Genomic DNA, 18,375 nt, shown 5'->3' with positions numbered 1-18,375 from the left:
CCGGGAGGAGTTCCGGACAACGGGGGAGGGGGACGCGGCTCCTCCCGGCGCCGTGGTTCAGGGTGGCCGGTGGGCAGGGTGGGGCGGCAGGGCCGTACGGGCCCCTTTCCGGGGGCCGGGCGGCCCTGTCGTACGCTGCTGGCCAGGTACCTGGCCCGGGGAGCAGTCATGACGGAAACCGCAGATCAGGCCGCAGATCAGACCAGTGGTCAGACCGGCGATCAGGCCGGTGGTCAGGCCGGCGATCAGGCCGGCGATCAGGCCGGTGGTCAGACCGGCGATCAGGCCGGCGATCAGGCCGGTGGTCAGACAGCCGGGCGGTTACCGTCGGCCGATCGGATGCGCGGGCTCCTCGACGCCGTCATGAGTCTCGGCCACGGGCTGGAGCTGCCCCAGGTCCTGCACGGGATCGTCGAGGCCGCGGTCACGCTCACCGATGCGGAGTACGGGGCCCTCGGGATCGTCGGTGACGAGCGGACGCTGTCGGAGTTCCTGCCCGTCGGCATGTCCGAGGAGCTGGCCGCGCGCATCGGCCGTACGCCTTGCGGCCGCGGCATCCTCGGCGAGCTCATCCACAACCCCGCCCCGCTCCGGCTCACCGACCTCACCCGGCACCCGCGCAGCTACGGCTTCCCCGAGCACCACCCGCCCATGCGCACCTTCCTGGGCGTGCCCGTGCGCGTGCGCGAGGAGGTCTTCGGCAACCTCTACCTCACCGAGAAGCGGGGCGGCGCCGCCTTCGACGCCGACGACGAGGCCGTCCTGACCACGCTCTCCATCGCCGCGGGCGTGGCCATCGACAACGCCCGCATGTACCACGAGAGCCGCCGCCGGGAGCGCTGGCTGCAGGCGCTGGGGGAGATCACCCGGAGCCTGCTGTCGGGTACCGACGCCGACGAGGCGCTGAAGCTGATCGCCGCGCGGGCGAAGGAGGTCGCGGGCGCGGACGGCGCCGTCGTCGTGCCCGCGGCGGTCGACGGCGAAGGCACCGGCGCCGGGCCCGGTGACGGGCCCGCCGTCGTCGTGCCCCTGCCCTCCGGCCCCGGCGCGTGCGGCGCGCTGCGGCTGCACCGGCGCGCCGGGCGGCCCCCGTTCGACGACACCGAGGTGAAGCTGATCTCCGGCTTCGCCGACCAGGCCGCCATCGCCCTCGAACTCGCCCAGCGGCGCGCCGAGTCGGAGGAGCTGGCCGTCCTCCACGACCGCGACCGCATCGCCCGCGACCTGCACGACCTCGCCATCCAGCGGCTCTTCGCCACCGGCATGACCCTGCAGAGCGCGACCCGGCTGATCGAGCGGCCCGAGGCCGCCGAGCGCGTGGGCCGGGCGGTCGACGACCTGGACACCACGATCCAGATCATCCGCTCGACCATCTTCGGCCTGCGGACGGCCGGGGACGGCCGCGGCAGCGGGCCGAGCCTGCGGCGCGACATGGCCGAGGCGGTGCAGGCGGCCGCGCGGATGCTGGGCTTCGCGCCCGCCCTGCGCATCGAGGGCCGCGCCGACACCGATGTTCCCGGCGAACTCGCCGAGCAGGTCCTCGCGGTGGCCGTTGAGGCCCTCAGCAACGCCGCCCGCCACGCCGCCGCCCGCCGGGTGGACGTCGTCCTCGCGGTGGACGGATCACGGGCCACGCTGACCGTCACGGACGACGGCGTCGGAGTCGGCTCCGCGCCACGGCGCGGCGGGCTCGCCAACATGAGGTCCCGGGCGGAGTTGCACGGCGGAAGCCTGAGCGTGGAGACACCCGAGGGCGGGGGGACGCGGATCGTGTGGACGGTGCCGCTGCCGGATTGAGCGGACGGGGGACGGCAGACGGGGCATTCCGGATGGCTCAGGGTCAGAGGTTGCGTGCCTTTCCCGCGATCACCGCCGCCTGCACCCTCCTGCCCACCCCCAGCTTCGCCAGGATCGACGAGATCCTGTTCTTGACCGTCTTCTCCGCGAGGAACAGCCGGTCGGCGATCTGGCGGTTCGTCAGGCCCTCGCCGATGAGGTCGAGGATCTCCCGTTCGCGCGGCGAGAGGCGGTCGAGCTCCGACATCTCCGACCTCTCCGGCACCTCCGGCTCGCTCGGTGCGCGCAGGCGGGCCATCACCCGGGACGCCGTGCGCGGGTCGAGCGTCGACTTCCCCGTGGCCACCGTCCGCACCGCGGTCACCAGCTCCGAGCCGTTGATCTGCTTGAGGACGTAGCCGGCGGCGCCCGCCATGATGGCGTCGAAGAGGGCCTCGTCGTCGTCGAAGGACGTGAGCATCAGGCAGGCCAGCTCCGGCATGCGGGCGCGCAGTTCGCGGCAGACCTCGATGCCGCCGTGGTCGCCGCCCTCCTCGCCCCGCTCGCCGAGGCGCACGTCGAGGACGGCCACGTGCGGCCGGGCCGCCGGCACGCGCGAGAGGGCCTCGCGGCCCGTGGCGGCCTCCCCCACGACCTCGATGTCCGGCTCCGCTTCGAGGAGGTCGCGGACGCCGCGCCGGACCACCTCGTGGTCGTCGAGGATGAAGACGCGCAAGTCCATGTTCGTGTCGGTCCGTTCCATACGACGCAGTATGTCCGGGGCAGTATGTCCGGGCCGGTCGGGGGCACCGCGTCCGGGCCCGGCAGGGGCGCAGCGCACCGGGTGGCGGCGCCCCCGCCGGAGCCCGCTCGCGCGGACCCCACAGCACCAGCTCACACCGTCGCACCACCGGCCGGATAGGGCCGAACGGCCCTGCGGACCAGGGCCGGGTGGTCCCGCAGGCCCGTTGCCATACTGGCGCGTCCCAGCCTGCGCGAGGAGTTGCATCGACCCGTGAACACCGTCAACGACTCCTACCACTCCCTGCTCGCCCGCCACGATGCGATGCGGCTGCGCCGCCGGCTGCTGTCCCCGGGCGCACGGCAGGCGGCGGAGGGGGCCGGCGCAGAGACCGGGGCGCCGCCGCAGCGCCCCTACGACGGCGCTTCCGGCGCCGCCGACCAGCGCGTGATCACCGATCACCTCGAACTCGTCACGCCCTTCGGCGACTTGATCGCCCATCTCTACGACGCGATGTTCGCGCACTGGCCCTACCTGCGGCGCCTCTTCCCGGAGTCGATGGAGTTCCAGCGCACGCACCTCGAAGGGATCTTCCGGTACCTGATCGAGAACCTGCACGACCCGGACGAGGTCGCGTCCGTCTTCACCCGCCTCGGCCGCGACCACCGCAAGCTGGGCGTACGGCGCGCGCACTACCGGGCGTTCGAGGCCGCGCTGTGCGAGGCGCTGCGCCGCACGGCGGGCCCGCGCTGGAACGAGACCATGGAGCGGGCGTGGGTGCGGATGCTGCGGTTCGCGGTGGCGGCCATGGTCGAGGGCGCGGAGGCCGCCCTCGCCGAGCCGCCCGCCTGGCAGGCCACGGTCACCGGGCACGACCTGCGCCGCGCAGACCTGGCCGTCCTGCGCGTACGGACGCACGAGCCGTACCCGTACCGGGCCGGGCAGTACGCGTCGGTGGCCTCGCCGCTGCTGCCGCAGGCGTGGCGGCAGTACTCACTGGCCTGCGCGCCGCGGCCGGACGGCGAGCTGGAGTTCCACGTGCGGCTGACCGGCCGCGGCGGGGTCAGCGAGGCCCTCGTGGCCGGTACCCGCGTCGGCGACACCCTGCGGCTCGGCCCGGCGAGCGGGACGATGACGCTCGACGACGACCTCGCCCACGACTTGCTGCTCGTCGCGAGCGGCACCGGATGGGCCGCGGCGAAGGCGCTGCTGCAGGAGCTGGCGTCCCGGCGGGCCGCACACCGCGCCGCCGCGCACCGCCGCGCGCACCTCTTCCTCGGGGTCCGTCACCCCTCCGCGCTCTACGACACCGAGGCGCCGGACGAACTGCGCCGCCGCTACCCGTGGCTGCAGGTCACCCAGGTGGTCGGCGAGGGGCCCGGACCCGGTGAGCACCACGCGCTGGCCGAGGTCGTCGCGGGGCACGGGGGCTGGTCGCGGCACCTCGCCTACGTCAGCGGGCCGCCGTCCATGGCCGGCCCGCTCGTGGCCCGGCTCACGGCGGGCCCGTCCCCGGCGCTCCCGGCGGCCCGCATCCGGCACGATCCGCTGCCGGACCGGGCCTAGGGCCGGGGGCCGAACGGCCCCTGGTACGCGGTGATCGGCTCGCCTGTACTGGAGGGGTGAGCGACGCCACCGCACCTGCCCGTCACCGGGTCGAACTCAGCCGCGCCGAGTCCCTGCTGCTCCTGGGCAGCGTCTCCCTGGGCCGGGTCGTCTTCACCCGCCGCGCCCTGCCCGCGATCCGGCCGGTCAACCACATCGTGGACGGCGGGCACGTCGTCATCCGCACCCACGAGGGCGCGGCCCTCGCCGGGCTCGCGGTGCCGCCGGAGCGACCTGGGCAGCCGGATGCCCGAAGCCACGGCGTGGTGGTCGCTTACGAAGCCGACGCCATCGACCCCGTCACCCACCTCGGCTGGAGCGTCGTGGTCACCGGCTACTGCACGCTCGTGACCGACCCGGACGAACTCGCCCGCTACGAGGCCCTGCTGGAGCCGTGGTGGGACGCGCGGATGGACTGCGCGGTACGGATCCGCCCGTCGCTCGTCACGGGCGTCCGGCTGACGGCCGGGCGCGGTGCCCCGCCTGCGACGGCTCCCTGACGGACGGCTTTCTCGTAGCGGCGGACGACCAGCCGCGCGACGGCCTCGTGCGGGCCGAGCGGGTCCGACACGAGCCGGGCCCCCGCTCCCCTGCGTACCGCCTCGCTGAAGTGCCCGGGCGCCGTCAGATAGGTGGCGACGTCCACGTCATCGTGCCCCTCGGCCCGTAGGACGGCCACGGCGTCCACGGGTCTCGTACCGCCCCCGGCCGCGGACGACGGCACGACGCGCACCCCCAGCCTGAGGGCGAGCAGCCGGGCCATGCGGGCGGTGTCCGCCAGGGCGGCGGGGTCGGAGGAGCCCGCGGCGGCGAGCACGACCGGCGCCGGGGAGCGCTCCGGCCGTCCCGCCTCGGCCAGCCGCCCGGCGAGGGCCTCGGCGAGCAGCGGGTGCGGGCCGAGTGCAGGGGCGGTGCGGCAGCGCAGCCACGGCGCGGCGGTGACCGCGGCGGGGATGTCGGAGCGCAGGTGGTAACCGGTGCCGAGGAGCAGCGGTACGAGCACGGCCGCGCCGTCGAGCCCCGCCAGGACCTCCGCCGGCGACGGCGACGCCAGGCCGAGGTGGCCGACCCGGACGTCGAGCCCGGGCCGCAGCGCGCGCACGCGCCGCACGAGCGCCTCGGTCACGGCGACCCCGGCCGCGCTGCGGGTGCCGTGGGCGACGGCGACGAGGGCGGGGGCTTCCGCAAACAGCCGGGCGTCCGCAAACAGCCCGGCTTCCGCAAGCCGTCGGAGCGAGGCCGTCATCTACACCCCCTCCAGCCGGTTCCGGCCCGGCCGGAGGTAGACCGCCCACGTCAGCGCCGCGCACAGGGCGTACGTGGCCAGGAAGGCCAGGTACGCCGCGTCGCCGTTGTGCGAGCCCAGGAAGGACTGGCGGAAGGCGAGGTTGACGAGGACGCCGCCGAAGGCCCCCACCGCCCCGGCGACCCCGATCAGCGCCGAGGCGCGGCGCCGGGACGTCCCTTCCGCCTCGGCCGGGTCCGCGCCGCCCGTCACCGCGGTCCGCGCCTGCGCGCGGAAGATCGCCGGGATCATCTTGTACGTCGAGCCGTTGCCGATGCCGCTGAAGACGAACAGCGCCACGAACCCGGAGACGAACAGCGGGAGGGAACCCTGCCGCGACGCGGCCAGGACGGTCACGGCGCCCGCGGCCATCGCCCCGTAGTTCCACAGCGTCACCCGCGCCCCGCCCCAGCGGTCGGCGAGCAGCCCGCCGTACGGGCGTACCAGCGAGCCCAGCAGCGGGCCGAGGAACGTCAGGCCCGCGGCCGCGACCGGGGTCCCGAAGTCGTCGTGGAACTGCACCTGCAGCACCTGTCCGAAGGCGAAGCCGAAGCCGATGAAGGAGCCGAACGTGCCGATGTACAGCACGGACATCACCCATGTGTGCGGCTCGCGGCAGATCTCGCGCAGGGCGCGCCTGTCGTTGCGCAGCGCGGTGAGGTTGTCCATGCGCAGCGCGGCGCCGAGGGCGGCGAGGGCGATCAGCGGGATGTAGAGCAGGGGCAGCAGGCGCGGGTGGCCGCTGCCCGCGGTGGCGAGGACCAGCAGGCCGAGCAGCTGGACGGCGGGGACGCCGAGGTTGCCGCCGCCCGCGTTCATCCCGAGGGCCCGGCCCTTGAGGCGCTGCGGGTAGAAGGCGTTGATGTTGGCCATGGAGGAGGCGAAGTTGCCGCCGCCGACACCGGCGACGCAGGCTACGGCGAGCAGGGTCCCGTAGGAGACGCCGGGTTCGAGGACGACGCCGGCCAGCACGGTCGGGACGAGCAGCAGCAGGGCGCTGATCACCGTCCAGTTGCGGCCGCCGAAGCGGGCCACGGCGACGGTGTACGGGAGCCGCAGCACGGCGCCGAGGGCGGTCGGCAGGGCGGTGAGCAGGAACTTCCCGGCGGGGTCGATGCCGTACTCGGGCCCGAGGAAGAGGACCAGGACGGACCACAGGCTCCACACGGAGAAGCCGATGTGCTCGGAGAGCACGGAGAAGAGCAGGTTGCGGCGGGCGACGCGGGCGCCCGTCTCCTTCCAGAAGACGGGGTCCTCGGGGCGCCAGTCGGCGATGTCGTGGCGGCCGGCCCGGGGCGGTGGCGGAGCGGGGCCCTCCGCGGTGGCCGGGACCACCGGAGCCGCCGGGAACACCGGGACCGCCGAGGCCGCCGAGGCCGCCGGAGCCGCCGGGGCCGCCGCCCGGGGGGCGTCCCCCCGCCGCACCGGCCACACCCGTACCGCCGCGTCGCTGCCGTCCGGTGCCAGCGGCTCGTCCAGGCAGGCGCCCGTCCGCAGGCAGAACGCCTGCTTGTACATGGGCGAGGCCACCACTGGCACGCCGTCGCGGCTGCCGAGGATGCCGCGCGAGAGGACGTGCGCGCCGCTGAAGGGGTCGCGGTTGCCGACGGCGTACACCTCCCCGGCGCGGTCGCGGAAAACCGCCACCTGCTGGTCGCCGACCAGCACCGCGACCCCGCGCCCGGGGACGAGCCCGTCCCACTCGCACACGGGCTGCCAGCCCGTTCCGTCGTAGATCTCCACGGTCGTCGTCATCGTGTACGCACCTCCAGCCGGGCACCGGCGATCACCGGCGCCCCGTCGGTCTGCCCCTGCTCGTGCTCGTGCGGCAGGGCAGGGCGGATCTGGCCCCGTTCGGGGACGAAGCGGACGGTCGGGTCGGGGGTGCCGGGGGCGTTGGCGAAGGAGGCGAAGCGGCGCAGCCGTTCGGGGTCGGCGAGGGTGGCGGCCCACTCGTCCTCGTACGTCTCGATGTGACGTGCCATCAGCTCGTCGAGGTCGGCGCAGATGCCGAGGGCGTCGTCCATGACGACGGCGCGCAGGTGGCCGAGGCCGCCGTCGAGGCGTTCGAGCCAGGGGGCGGTGCGCTCCAGGCGGTCGGCGGTGCGGATGTAGAACATCAGGAAACGGTCGATCGTGCGGATCAGGGCGGGGCGGTCGAGGCCGGAGGCGAGCAGGTCGGCGTGGCGCGGGCTCGCGCCGCCGTTGCCGCCGACGTAGAGGTTCCAGCCGTCGGAGGTGGCGATGACGCCGAAGTCCTTGCTCTGCGCCTCGGCGCACTCGCGGGCGCAGCCGGAGACCGCGGACTTCAGCTTGTGCGGGGCGCGCAGCCCGCGGTAGCGCAGCTCCAGTTCGATGGCGAGGCCGACGGAGTCCTGTACCCCGTAGCGGCACCAGGTCTCCCCCACGCACGACTTCACGGTCCGCAGGGCCTTGCCGTAGGCGTGCCCGGATTCGAAGCCGGCGTCGACCAGCCGCTGCCAGATCCGCGGGAGCTGGTCGACGCTCGCGCCGAAGAGGTCGATCCGCTGCCCTCCGGTGATCTTCGTGTAGAGGCCGAAGTCGCGGGCGATCTCGCCGATGGTGATGAGGCCCTCGGGGGTGATCTCGCCGCCGGGGACGCGCGGGACGACGGAGTAGGAGCCGTTGCGCTGCAGGTTGGCCAGGAAGTGGTCGTTGGTGTCCTGGAGGGCGGCCTGTTCGCCGTCGAGGATGTGGCCGTTGCCGAGGCTCGCGAGGATCGAGGCGACGACGGGCTTGCAGACGTCGCAGCCCTCGCCGGACCGCCGCGGGTCGGTGCCGTGTTCGTCGATGAGCCGCGAGAAGCCGTCGATGCCCTTGACGCGGATGATCTCGTAGAGCTCGGCGCGGGTGCGGTCGAAGTGCTCGCACAGGCCGCGGGCGACCTCGGCGCCGGTCGCCGCGAGCTCGTCGGTGACGATGGTGCCGAGCATCTTGAGGCAACTGCCGCAGCCCGTACCGGCCCTGGTGCACTTCTTGACGTCGGGCACGCTCGTGCAGCCGGTGTCCCGTACCGCCTCCCTGACCGCGGCCTTGGTGACGTGGTGGCAGGAGCACACGACCGCGTCGTCGGGCAGGACCACCGGCCCGGCGGCGGCCGCTCCGGCGGAGGCGGGCAGCACGAGCTGCTCGGGCGGGGTGGTCAGCGGCGCACCGCTCGCAGCGAGGGGGCGCAGCAGGCCGTACGCCTCCGCGTCGCCGACCAGCACGCCGCCGAGGAGCGCGCCGTCGGCACCGATCACCAGCTTCTTGTACACGCCGTCGCGGCTGCTGGAGTACAGCACGTCGAGGGCGCCCGGGGTGGTGCCGTGCGCGTCGCCGAAGCTCGCGACCTCGACGCCGAGGAGCTTGAGCTTGGTGGAGGTGTCGGCGCCGGTGAAGGAGCCCTCGCCGCCGGAGAGCCGGCGCGCGGCGGTCTCGGCCATGGCGTAGCCGGGCGCCACGAGCCCGTACACGCGGCCGTCGGAGGCGAGCGCGCACTCGCCGACGGCGAAGACCGCGGGGTCGGCCGTACGGCAGTGCTCGTCGACGACGATGCCGCCGCGCTCGCCGACGGGCAGGCCGCAGGCGCGGGCCAGCTCGTCGCGCGGGCGCACCCCCGCGGAGAAGATCACCAGGTCGGCGGCGAGCGCGGTGCCGTCGGAGAGGGTGAGGCCGCGGGCCCGGCCGTCGTCGCCGGTGTCGACCTGCTGGGCGCCGGCGCCGGTGTGCACGGCGACGCCGAGCTCCTCGATCTTCCGGCGCAGGACGGCGCCGCCGCCCTCGTCCACCTGGAGCGCCATCAGCCGGGGCGCGAACTCCACGACGTGGGTCTCCAGCCCCATGGCCTGCAGCGCGCCCGCGGCCTCCAGGCCGAGCAGACCGCCGCCGATGACCGCGCCGGTCCGGGCCGAGCCGGCGCCCGCCCGGATGGCCTCCAGGTCCTCGATGGTGCGGTAGACGTGGCAGCCGGGGGCGTCGTGCCCGGGGACGGGCGGCACGAAGGGGTACGAGCCGGTGGCCAGCACCAGGGCGTCGTAGGGGAAGGTGCGGCCGGAGGCGGTGGTGACGGTCCGCGCGTCCCGGTCGACGGCGGCGGCCGGGTCGCCGAGCCGCAGGTCGACGGCGTGCTCCGCCAGGAACCCCGCACTGCACAGGGAGAGCTCCTCGGCGGAGGTGCCGGAGAACCAGGAGGTCAGGTGGACGCGGTCGTACGCGGGCCGCGGCTCCTCGGCGAGGACGGTCACCTGCCACTCCGCGGTGCGCTCCGTCAGGGCTTCCAGGAAGCGCTGGCCGACCATGCCGTGGCCGATCAGGACCAGGCGTTTCGGCGTCCGGTCCGCCGTTTGTTTCGCCGTCCGGTCCGCAGGCTGTTCCGTCATCAGCAGGCTCCTTGGGCCGTGAGCAGGTACAGGGGATCCGTGACTACGGGTTCGTCCCGCTCGTAGGCGCGGATCAGGGCGGCGGCCGCAGCCGGGTCGCCGAGGAGGATGCCGCCGACGATCCGGTCGCCGCGCAGCAGGAGCTTCTTGTACGAGCCGCGGGTCGCGTCGGCGAGCCGCAGGACGTCGACCCCCGGGGTCCCGGGCCCGGGGTCCTCGGGTCCGGTCTCGCCGAACGCCGCGTACGCCAGGGGTCCGGCCGTCAGCCGGGTGTACGGGCGCGAGCCGCGGTACACGGCGTCCGGGGCGGCGCCGGAGAGCCGGGCGGCCAGCACGTCGGCCTGGTCCCAGGCGGCGACGGCCGTGCCGTGGACGGTGCCGCGGTGCTCGGCGCAGTCGCCGATCGCGTACGCGTCCGGGGCGCAGGAGAGCCGGTCGTCGACGACGACTCCGGTGCGCACGGGCAGGCCGGCGGTGCGGGCGAGCGCGGTGCGGGGCGCGACGCCGCAGGCGGCGACGACGAGGTCGGCGTCGAGCACGTGGTCGTCGGCGAGCCGGACGGCGGCGACGGCGCTCGGGGCGGTGGAGGGGAATGCGGAGGGGGGCGGGAAGCCCGTACGTCCGGCGCCGACCGGGGTGCCGGCTCGCACCTCCCGCGCCACGCTGCCCGTACGGACCTCGACGCCCAGCTCCGCGAGGCCCCGGCGCAGGATCTCGCCCGCCGCGCCGTCCAGGTCGCGTTCGACGAGGTGGCCGGCCCGGTGGACGAGCGTCACCGGCAGGCCCCGGGCGGCCAGGGCGCGGGCCGCGCTCACCCCGAGCACGCCGCCGCCGATCACCACGGCGCGGCGGGCGTGTGCGGCCGCGCCGGCCAGGCCGCGGCAGTCGGCGGCGGTCCGCAGCACGTGCACCCCGGGGCGCGGGCGGCCGCCGGGACCGCACAGCCCGTCGACCGGCGGCAGCACCGGCTCGGCGCCGGTCGCCAGGACGAGCTCGTCGTACGGGACTTGTTCGCCGTCCGCCAGCCGCAGGGTGTGGGCGACGGTGTCGAGCCCCGTCACCGCGCAGTCCGTCCGCAGCCGGGCGTCGCCGGACGGCAGCGTCAGGTCGAGCGCCAGGTCGGACGTCAGGTCGTCCGTGGCGTACCGCCCCGTGAGGGCGTCGGCGAGCAGCACCCGGTTGTACGGGGCGCACGGCTCGGCTCCGTACAGCGTCACCTCCGCGTCACCGCCGAGGAGCCGGAACCGCTCGGCGAACCGGGCCGCGGCCATGCCCGCGCCGACGACGGCGATCCGGCGCGTCACCGTTCCGTCTCCGTAGCGGCCGTCTCCGTAGCGGCAGAGGCGGAGGCGGCCCGTTCGACGCGCACCGCGCACACCTTGAACTCGGGCATGCGCGAGACCGGGTCGAGGGCCGGGTTCGTCAGGGAGTTGGCGCGGCCCGCGCCGCCCCAGTGGAAGGGCATGAAGACGGTGTCGGGCCGGATGGTGTCGGTGACGCGGGCCGGGGCGACCGCCCGCCCGCGCCTGCTGCTGACGGCCAGCAGCTCGCCCTCCCCCACCCCGAGCCGGCGGGCGAGGGCGGGGTGGAGCTCCACGAAGGGGCCCGGCGCAGCCCGGTTGAGCTCGTCGACGCGCCGGGTCTGGGCGCCGCTCTGGTACTGGGAGACGACGCGGCCCGTCGTCAGGAACAGCGGGTAGTCGCCGTCGGGCTCCTCCGCGGCGGGCCGGTGCGACACCGCGGCGAAGCGCGCCCGGCCGTCGGGGGTGGCGAAGCGGTCCAGGAAGAGGCGGGGCGTGCCGGGGTGGTCCTCGCCGGGGCACGGCCAGAACACGCCGTCCTCGTCGCGGATGCGGTCGTAGCTGATGCCCGCGTAGTCCGCCTGCCCGCCCGCCGAGGCGCGCCGCAGCTCCTCGAAGACCTCCTCCGGGTCCTCGGGGAAGCCGCCGGGCACGCCGAGCCGGGCGGCGAGCCCGTGCAGGACGGCGAGGTCGCTGCGGACGCCCTCCGGGGCGTCGACGGCCTTGCGGCGGAGGATCACCCGTCCCTCCAGGTTCGTCGTCGTGCCGGTCTCCTCCGCCCACTGGGTGGCCGGCAGGACCACGTCGGCCAGGTGGGCCGTCTCGGAGAGGACCACGTCGCTGACGGCGAGGAAGTCCAGCGCGCGGATCCGCTCGGTCACGTGGGCCGCACGGGGCGCCGAGACCACGGGGTTCGAGCCCATGAGCAGCAGCGCGCGGGCGCCGCCGTCGCGGCCGAGGCCGTCGAGGAGTTCGTAGGCGCTGCGCCCCGGCCCGGGCAGGGCGGCGGGGTCGACGCCCCACACGGCGGCCACGTGGGCGCGGGCCGCGGGGTCGGTGATGGAGCGGTAGCCGGGCAGCTGGTCGGCCTTCTGGCCGTGCTCCCGGCCGCCCTGGCCGTTGCCCTGGCCGGTGAGGCAGCCGTAGCCGGACCCGGGGCGGCCCGCCTTGCCGGCCGCCAGGCACAGGTTGATCCAGGCGCTGACGGTGTCCGTGCCCTTGCTCTGCTGCTCGGGGCCGCGCGCGGTCAGCACCATGCCCTTCGCGGCGTCCCCGAACATGGCTGCTGCAGCGGCCAGTCGGGCGACCGGCACGCCCGTCAGCCGCTCCACGTGCTCCGGCCAGTGCGCCATGGCGGCGGCGCGGGCCTGCGCGAAGCCGGTCGTACGGCGGGCGATGAAGTCCTTGTCGAGCCGGCCGTCGGCGATCAGCAGGTGCAGCAGGCCGAGGGCGAGCGCGAGATCGGTGCCGGGGAGCGGCTGCAGGTGCAGGTCGGCCAGCTCGGCGGTGCGCGTACGGCGCGGGTCGACGACGATCAGCCGGCCGCCGTTCTCGCGCAGCTCGCGGAAGTGGCGCAGCGCCGGGGGCATCGTCTCGGCCGGGTTGGAGCCGACCAGGATCACGCAGTCCGTACGGGCGACGTCCGCCAGCGGGAACGGCAGGCCGCGGTCGATGCCGAACGCCCGGCGGTGCGCGGCCGCCGCGGACGACATGCAGAAGCGGCCGTTGTAGTCGATGTTCGCCGTGCGCAGGGCGACGCGTGCGAACTTGCCCAGCAGGTAGGCCTTCTCGTTCGTCAGCCCGCCGCCGCCGAAGACGCCGACGGCGTCCGGGCCGTACTGCCGCCGGGCCGCCGTGAGGCCTGCGGCCACGCGGTCGAGGGCCTCGTCCCAGGAGGCGGGGCGGAGCGGCTTGTCCCGGGCACCGGCGTCGCGGACGAGGGGCTCGGTGAGGCGGGCACCGCGACGCAGGACGGCCGCGGCCGACCGGCCCTTTCCGCACAGGGCTCCGAGGTTGACGGGGAAGTCCGGCCGCTCCAGGACCTCGACCGGCTCCGGCCCGCCGGCAGGCAGGGGCCGCAGCCGCATGCCGCACTGCAGGGCGCAGTAAGGGCAGTGGGTGGCGGTGGACCTGGCGGGGTCGCCGGCCCTGGCGGGGTCGCTGGCCCTGGCGGGGTCGGTGCCGGTCGTCGTCATGGCACCGAGGATCGGGCCGGGGCGTTACGCAGCCGCGTCGGCGATGTTGCCCGCGCGGTACATGCCGTTCACACGGCCGGGCAGGCGATGTCGGCCGTACGACATGCGCCGTAACCTCCCGGACGTCTTCCCTTACCCCCGCGTGACAGGCGCGCAACGGCGCCGAAACCCCGTCGCCCGAACATGCGCACCATGGGAACCGGCACCTCTCCCCCCACACCCCCAGCCCCCGGCCCGCTCGCGGGCTACGTCGTCGGCGTCACCGCGGACCGTCGGCGCGACGAACTGACCGCCCTGCTCAGGCGCAGGGGAGCCAGGGTCGTCGAGGCCCCCACGATGCGGATCGTCCCCCTCGACGACGACGTGGCCCTGCGCCGCGCCACCGAACGCTGTCTCACCGCCCCGCTCGACTACGTCGTCGCCACCACCGGCGTCGGCTGGCGCGGCTGGATGAGCGCCGCCGAGGGCTGGGGGCACGCCGCGGGGCTCGCCGGGGCCTGCCGGGGCGCGGAAGTCCTCAGCCGGGGCCCCAAGGCGACCGGCGCCGTACGCGCCAGCGGCCTGGAGGAGACCTACTCCCCCGGCTCCGAAGCGTGCGACGAGCTCCTGGCCTGGCTCCTCGCCCGCGAGCTCACCGGCCGCCGCATCGCCGTCCAGGAGCACGGCGCGCCCCTCCCGGGCTTCGCGGACGCCCTGCGCGCACGCGGCGCCGAGGTCATCGAAGTGCCGGTGTACCGGTGGACGCGGCCCGAGGACCCGGGCGCGGCCCGGCGCCTCGTCGAGCAGACCGTACGCCGCGAAGTGCACGCCCTGACCTTCACCAGCGCACCGGCCATCGACTTCTTCCTGGCCTGCGCGCGCGAGGCCGGCCTGGCGGCGCAGCTCCTCGACGCGCTGCGGGGCCCCGTCCTGCCCGTGTGCGTCGGCTCCGTCTGCGCCCGCCCCCTGGAAGACGCCGGCGTCCCCACCGTCCAGCCCGAACGCGGCCGCCTCGGCGCCCTCGTCCGCACCCTGACCCAGATCCTCCCGGCCCGCGACCGCCGCGTCCTGCGCGACGGCCCCCACGGCCTCGTCCTCCAGGGCACCGCCCTCATCGCCGGCGGCGGCACCGAACCCATCTGGCTCCCCCCGCTCCCGGCCGCGATCCTGCGCACCCTCGCCGAACACCCGGGCCGGGTCCTCAGCCGGAGCGAACTCCTGCGCCGCGTCTGGCCGGACGCACAGGCGGACGAACACGCGGTGGAGGCGGCGGTGGGCCGGCTGCGGGGTGCGCTGGGCGCGCATGCGGGCCTGATACGGACGGTGCCGAAGCGGGGGTACCGGCTGGTGGTGGAGGGGTGACGCCGCCCTTGGTCAAGCCAGGCTGCTCCTCACCGTCGGCACCACGTTCTCCGGAGCGTCCAGCCAGACGGACTGGCCCTCGGGCGTGACGGTGAGCCCGTACCGCCCGAAGCCGGGGCGGCCGTTCGCGTACCACCAGTCCATGACCTGCTCGACCTCGGCCCACAGGCGGCGGGGGCCGGACTCGGCCACGTCGAACTCGGTGCGGCCCTTCTCGTAGTCCGCGGTCGCCCACGATGTCACCGCCATGTCGAACAGCCACAGCCGGTAGGCGCCACCGTCCCTCTTCTCCACGCGGCAGAAGAGGCCCGGGGCGCACACCCCGATCGTGAACATGTGGATCCAGTCGCCCATGTCGTCGGGTGAGAGGGGTGAGACCCTCCGGCAACCGGATGCGGGCCGGTCGCTACCCGGGTACGCGGCACGGGGCGGGAAGGTCTCGCGCTGGCCTCTCAGCCGCATGAACGCGGAGGACATCACGAACGGGCCGCTCGCCGTCCTGCCGTCCTCGGCGACCGACAGGCGGACGATGCCCTGACCGCCGTATGCCGGGCCCCACGGCGCGACGATGACCGCACCGGGGCGCGACTGCCCGACCCACGCGTACGGGACCTCGGCGATCGAGCAGGTGGCGATGATGCGGTCGTACGGTGCGCGCGGCTCGTACCCCTGGGCGCCGTCGCCGACGACCGAGAGAGGCGTGAGGCCGAACGCCCCGAACCGGCGCCGGGCCTCGTCGGCGCCGGCCCGGTCGACCTCGACGGTGACGACGTTCTCCGGCCCGAGGCGGTGGGCGAGGAGCGCCGCGTTCCAGCCCGTCCCGGTGCCGACTTCAAGAACCTCGTTCCCCGGCTCCACGCTCAGGGCGCCCAGCATGGAGAACACCATCTTCGGCATCGAGTTCGAGGACGTGGGGGAACGTCCCTTGCCCGTGCCCGTGTGCGAGCCGTCGTCCCATTGCGTGGTCAGGGGGATGTCGGAGTAGACCGAGTCCCACCACGCGTCCGGGTCCGCCGACCGGTCGATGCAGTCGCCTTGAACGGTGCCGCTCGCCCGGCCGGGCCACAGCCGGTCAGGGACGAAGCCGTCCCGGCGGACCGCTTCGAACGCGGGCAGCCAGTCGGGCGTCAGGGCGCCCGATTCCATCAGAGCGGAGGCGAGCCGCCGGGGGCCCGCCTCCTCGATCGCCTGCTCCTGCGCGCTCACTCAGCTGCCGTCCGCCGGACCGCTGCCGTCATTCGTGTTACCGCCCTCGTCGGAGCCGGCGCCGCCGTGCTTGTTGCCGCTGTCGCTGTCGTCCTGCGGGTTACCGCCGTCGGCCATGGTGTGCCATCGCTTCGTCATCGACGCTCCTTCGGTGTACGGGCGCGGGACGATCCCGCCCGGTGATCAGCTGTATCGGCACGGGACGGTCCCGCCGCCGTGCGGGTGGTGCCGCCCGGGCGGGCGCGCCGAGTGCGGTCCGGCTCGCCGTGGCCCGGCCAACGGCGGTGCGCCGCTGCCGGCGACAGGCCGAGCCTGTACGCGTCTCGCTCGCCTCTTGCCCAGGCCTCGGCGTACTGGTCCACGATCCGTTTCGCCTCTGCGCAGCAGGGGCCTGCGCCGGGCCGGTTGGCGAGAGGGCCCGGGGCGAGGGGGAAGGCCGGACGGGGGGAGGTCATCGGTGTGCCTCGCTGACGTGTTGACGGCGCCGGGCTTCGATTGCCTTGACCGCGTCCGGCCCCTGTCGCCGCGCCGCTACGCCCCTGACCACCAGCGCCGTGCATTTCAGGCATGACGCCAGGGGGATGGTCTTGTCTCCGGTTTGCTCGGGGTGCTTGGTCACAGTCCACCGCCCGAGGAGCGGCGATTGACGTCGGCCAGGCGTGCTGACAAGAGAGTCCCTTCGGCGGCTGTACCGCCTGAGAGCAGGTTTCCGATCAAGGCATGAAATCCGGCCGCTTCGATGCCGCTCAACACGAGTTCGACCGCGCCCTGTTGCTCGTCCCGGATGAAGAGGGCGAGCGGAACACGGATCTCGCCTGTGCTCACGTCACGCGTCGCCGTGCCCCCTTTCCGGAGAGACGCGTGGCACTGGTCCACGTTGTGCATGAAAACCCCTGACTGCAGATCCTCCGCCGGCAGTCAGTGACCGTAGGGCGGCAGCCGGAGGGTGAGGGGGACAATCTGTCCCCCTCACAGGGGCTGTCCCTCTAGAGCGCGGCTGTCACGCCGACCGCCTCCGCCAAGCGCCCCGCCTCCCCGCGCAGAGCACGTGGCGCCGTACGCCACAGGTCTGCCGCGATGCCGCGGGCGGACGGGGTGTACGCCACCGTCTCGGAGGCGATCCCGTGGGCGAGCTTCATCACGTGCAGAGCCGCCGTCCGGTCACCGCGCAGGAGGTGTCCGCGCGCCACCTCCACCCACAGGCGGGCGCGCCGCTCCGCCGACGGCATCACGTCGGGGTCGATGTCATCGGCAAGCGACAGTGCCTCCCCGGACGCCCGAAGGTCCGTGGCCACGGAAACGGCGTGGAAATCCACATTGGCCCGCCCGAATACCGTGCTCGGGTGCACGTACGCGACGGGCAGCGATTTGGCGATCTGGTCCCCGCGGTCCCAGTACCGCCACGCGTCCCCCTTGCGGCCTTCACGGCCGCAGGTCACCGCGGCATGCAACTGCAGCGCTCCGTAGATCCCCCGCCAGTCGTCGGGGGATCCGTCGAGATGGGGCCGGATGAGGTCCGCGGCCTCTGTTACGACCCTCAGCGCCTCCTCCGGGTACGAGGTCTCGCGGAGGATGTTGCCCATGTTCCACGCCGCAGCGGCGATCGCGGCAGGGTCGTCGGCCCGCTGAGCCGCGGCCAGTGCGCGGTCCGCGACGACCCAGGCGAGTTCGGCCGGCGCGATGTAGGCCGTCGCCTGCCCGGTCAGCCGGTACACGTCGGAGAGAGCGACGAGAGCGGTGCGTCGCTGCGCCCCTTCCAGAGTGCGGGCGGCGGTCTCGGCATCCCGGATGAGCGCGGGGAGCAGCGCTCCCACTTCGGTGCGGTTGCGTCCGGACGTGTGCCACAGGCGCCAGGTCTGCTCCACCCGGCCCTGCAGCCCTTGCAGGCCTTGTACGTCGGCCCCGCCAGTGAGTGGCACGAGGCTCCGGCTCATCACGGCTGCCCAGATGGCGGGCATGGTCGGGTGATCGATCCGTCCCAAGGGGACCGGCTGGGCGACCTCAGGGGTACCGCCGGTCAGGATCGACAGGTCGGGGATCTGCAGCGCGGCAGCAAGCCTGAGCAGGAGCGAGTGCGAATTGAGCTCCCGCTCCCCTGTCTCGATCTTCTTGAGCCAGTCCGCCTTCCGGCCGCACAAGCCTGCGAGGACTTCGCGGCTCATCCCGCGGGATTCCCTGAGAATCCGGATCCGTTCGCCAGTGCTCAACTCTGCAGGAAAGTCCAGGGTGTCCACCGAACCGCCTCCGTACGCCGACGTGTACGGGCAGCGTACGGGCAGCCGACATCGGCAGGCAGGGGGTTGCAGGGGCCTGGGCACCGCCGAGCCGTGCCCCCTGTGGCCGGCACCGGGGTGGCGGCTCGAACGGGTGAACAACTTCCGGGACCCGGCCCGAAGCCGTGCCCGCTGGGGCAGCATGCCGCCATGAACGCTGGTCGGAACGGCCCCCCTCTGGTCAGGTGCCCGCACTGCCGCAACCCCATGTGGTGGGACGTGACCTACCCGTACAAGCCCACGTGGTACTGCTCCGTCTGCAACTACCC

13 protein-coding genes and 2 pseudogenes are annotated in these 18,375 nt (G+C 74.6%); 4 read left to right on the top strand and 11 right to left on the bottom strand.

Annotation, left to right across the window (positions count from 1 at the left end):
• The first annotated feature begins 339 nt into the window (after nucleotides 1-339).
• The gene (locus IE241_RS21740) at nucleotides 340-1,797 is read left to right on the top strand and encodes a sensor histidine kinase (RefSeq protein WP_190023522.1); all 1,458 of its coding nucleotides are present in this window, start codon (nucleotides 340-342) and stop codon (nucleotides 1,795-1,797) included.
• A gap of 43 nt (nucleotides 1,798-1,840) precedes the next feature.
• On the opposite strand, the gene IE241_RS21735 is transcribed toward IE241_RS21740, so the two are convergent.
• Nucleotides 1,841-2,539, bottom strand: a complete 699-nt coding sequence (locus tag IE241_RS21735; protein WP_229899606.1) for a response regulator transcription factor — start codon at nucleotides 2,537-2,539, stop codon at nucleotides 1,841-1,843.
• 252 nt (nucleotides 2,540-2,791) lie between these two features.
• Between IE241_RS21735 and IE241_RS21730 the strand changes: the two genes are divergently transcribed.
• Together IE241_RS21730 and IE241_RS34285 are read left to right on the top strand one after the other, a co-directional pair.
• Nucleotides 2,792-4,084 carry a globin domain-containing protein gene (locus tag IE241_RS21730; protein ID WP_229899604.1) on the top strand — a complete coding sequence of 431 codons (1,293 nt, stop codon included), beginning with the start codon at nucleotides 2,792-2,794 and terminating at the stop codon, nucleotides 4,082-4,084.
• Nucleotides 4,085-4,140: 56 nt separating this feature from the next.
• Nucleotides 4,141-4,623 (top strand): pyridoxamine 5'-phosphate oxidase family protein, encoded by a 483-nt coding sequence (locus IE241_RS34285; protein ID WP_229899602.1) that lies wholly within the window; start codon nucleotides 4,141-4,143, stop codon nucleotides 4,621-4,623.
• Between the two features lie 359 nt (nucleotides 4,624-4,982).
• On the opposite strand, the pseudogene IE241_RS34280 reads toward IE241_RS34285, so the two are convergent.
• The 6 genes and pseudogenes from IE241_RS34280 to IE241_RS21705 all read right to left on the bottom strand — a co-directional run.
• A pseudogene (locus tag IE241_RS34280) lies at nucleotides 4,983-5,369 on the bottom strand (sirohydrochlorin chelatase); the annotation flags it as partial.
• Nucleotides 5,370-6,743: a nitrate/nitrite transporter gene (locus IE241_RS21720; protein WP_373300730.1), complete on the bottom strand. Its 1,374-nt coding sequence runs from the start codon at nucleotides 6,741-6,743 to the stop codon at nucleotides 5,370-5,372.
• A gap of 93 nt (nucleotides 6,744-6,836) precedes the next feature.
• Nucleotides 6,837-7,163, bottom strand: a pseudogene (nirD, locus tag IE241_RS34275) (nitrite reductase small subunit NirD); the annotation flags it as partial.
• Complete coding sequence (gene nirB, locus IE241_RS21715) at nucleotides 7,160-9,790, bottom strand: nitrite reductase large subunit NirB (RefSeq protein WP_190023452.1); 2,631 nt, start codon at nucleotides 9,788-9,790, stop codon at nucleotides 7,160-7,162. The gene nirB and the pseudogene nirD, both read right to left, overlap by 4 nt.
• Nucleotides 9,790-11,094: an NAD(P)/FAD-dependent oxidoreductase gene (locus tag IE241_RS21710; RefSeq protein WP_308433732.1), complete on the bottom strand. Its 1,305-nt coding sequence runs from the start codon at nucleotides 11,092-11,094 to the stop codon at nucleotides 9,790-9,792. The genes nirB and IE241_RS21710 overlap by 1 nt, the downstream gene beginning before the upstream one ends.
• A complete protein-coding gene (locus tag IE241_RS21705; RefSeq protein ID WP_190023451.1) occupies nucleotides 11,091-13,286 on the bottom strand; it encodes a molybdopterin oxidoreductase family protein in 2,196 nt (731 codons plus the stop codon). Before IE241_RS21705 ends, IE241_RS21710 begins: the two co-directional genes overlap by 4 nt.
• A gap of 192 nt (nucleotides 13,287-13,478) precedes the next feature.
• Between IE241_RS21705 and IE241_RS21700 the strand changes: the two genes are divergently transcribed.
• Nucleotides 13,479-14,627, top strand: coding sequence for a uroporphyrinogen-III synthase (locus IE241_RS21700; RefSeq protein WP_190023450.1), 1,149 nt, complete (start codon nucleotides 13,479-13,481; stop codon nucleotides 14,625-14,627).
• Nucleotides 14,628-14,639: 12 nt separating this feature from the next.
• Here IE241_RS21700 and IE241_RS21695 read toward each other — a convergent pair whose 3' ends face one another.
• From IE241_RS21695 to IE241_RS21680, 4 genes are all read right to left on the bottom strand, one after another.
• Nucleotides 14,640-15,833 carry a methyltransferase domain-containing protein gene (locus IE241_RS21695; RefSeq protein WP_308433731.1) on the bottom strand — a complete coding sequence of 398 codons (1,194 nt, stop codon included), beginning with the start codon at nucleotides 15,831-15,833 and terminating at the stop codon, nucleotides 14,640-14,642.
• Nucleotides 15,834-15,971 carry a hypothetical protein gene (locus tag IE241_RS21690; RefSeq protein ID WP_190023449.1) on the bottom strand — a complete coding sequence of 46 codons (138 nt, stop codon included), beginning with the start codon at nucleotides 15,969-15,971 and terminating at the stop codon, nucleotides 15,834-15,836. It lies immediately after the preceding gene.
• Between the two features lie 477 nt (nucleotides 15,972-16,448).
• On the bottom strand, nucleotides 16,449-16,718 hold the full coding sequence (locus IE241_RS21685; protein ID WP_190023448.1) for a hypothetical protein: 270 nt from the start codon (nucleotides 16,716-16,718) through the stop codon (nucleotides 16,449-16,451).
• A gap of 101 nt (nucleotides 16,719-16,819) precedes the next feature.
• On the bottom strand, nucleotides 16,820-18,067 hold the full coding sequence (locus IE241_RS21680) for a helix-turn-helix domain-containing protein (RefSeq protein ID WP_268254419.1): 1,248 nt from the start codon (nucleotides 18,065-18,067) through the stop codon (nucleotides 16,820-16,822).
• Nucleotides 18,068-18,375 lie beyond the last annotated feature (308 nt).

This window comes from Streptomyces hiroshimensis (assembly GCF_014650335.1).
In the GTDB taxonomy this organism is placed as follows: Bacteria; Actinomycetota; Actinomycetes; order Streptomycetales; family Streptomycetaceae; genus Streptomyces; species Streptomyces hiroshimensis.
Note: the sequence above shows the minus strand (reverse complement) of the source record. Positions and strands in the feature narration are given on the sequence as shown.

Bases quoted from the DNA above. Each gene is read 5' to 3' on its own strand.
- IE241_RS21685 (WP_190023448.1), bottom strand. From the start codon at position 16,718: ATGCACAACGTGGACCAGTGCCACGCGTCTCTCCGGAAAGGGGGCACG.
- IE241_RS21735 (WP_229899606.1), bottom strand. From the start codon at position 2,539: ATGGAACGGACCGACACGAACATGGACTTGCGCGTCTTCATCCTCGAC.
- IE241_RS21700 (WP_190023450.1), top strand. From the start codon at position 13,479: ATGGGAACCGGCACCTCTCCCCCCACACCCCCAGCCCCCGGCCCGCTC.
- IE241_RS21705 (WP_190023451.1), bottom strand. From the start codon at position 13,286: ATGACGACGACCGGCACCGACCCCGCCAGGGCCAGCGACCCCGCCAGG.
- IE241_RS21690 (WP_190023449.1), bottom strand. From the start codon at position 15,971: ATGACGAAGCGATGGCACACCATGGCCGACGGCGGTAACCCGCAGGAC.
- IE241_RS21740 (WP_190023522.1), top strand. From the start codon at position 340: ATGCGCGGGCTCCTCGACGCCGTCATGAGTCTCGGCCACGGGCTGGAG.
- nirB (WP_190023452.1), bottom strand. From the start codon at position 9,790: ATGACGGAACAGCCTGCGGACCGGACGGCGAAACAAACGGCGGACCGG.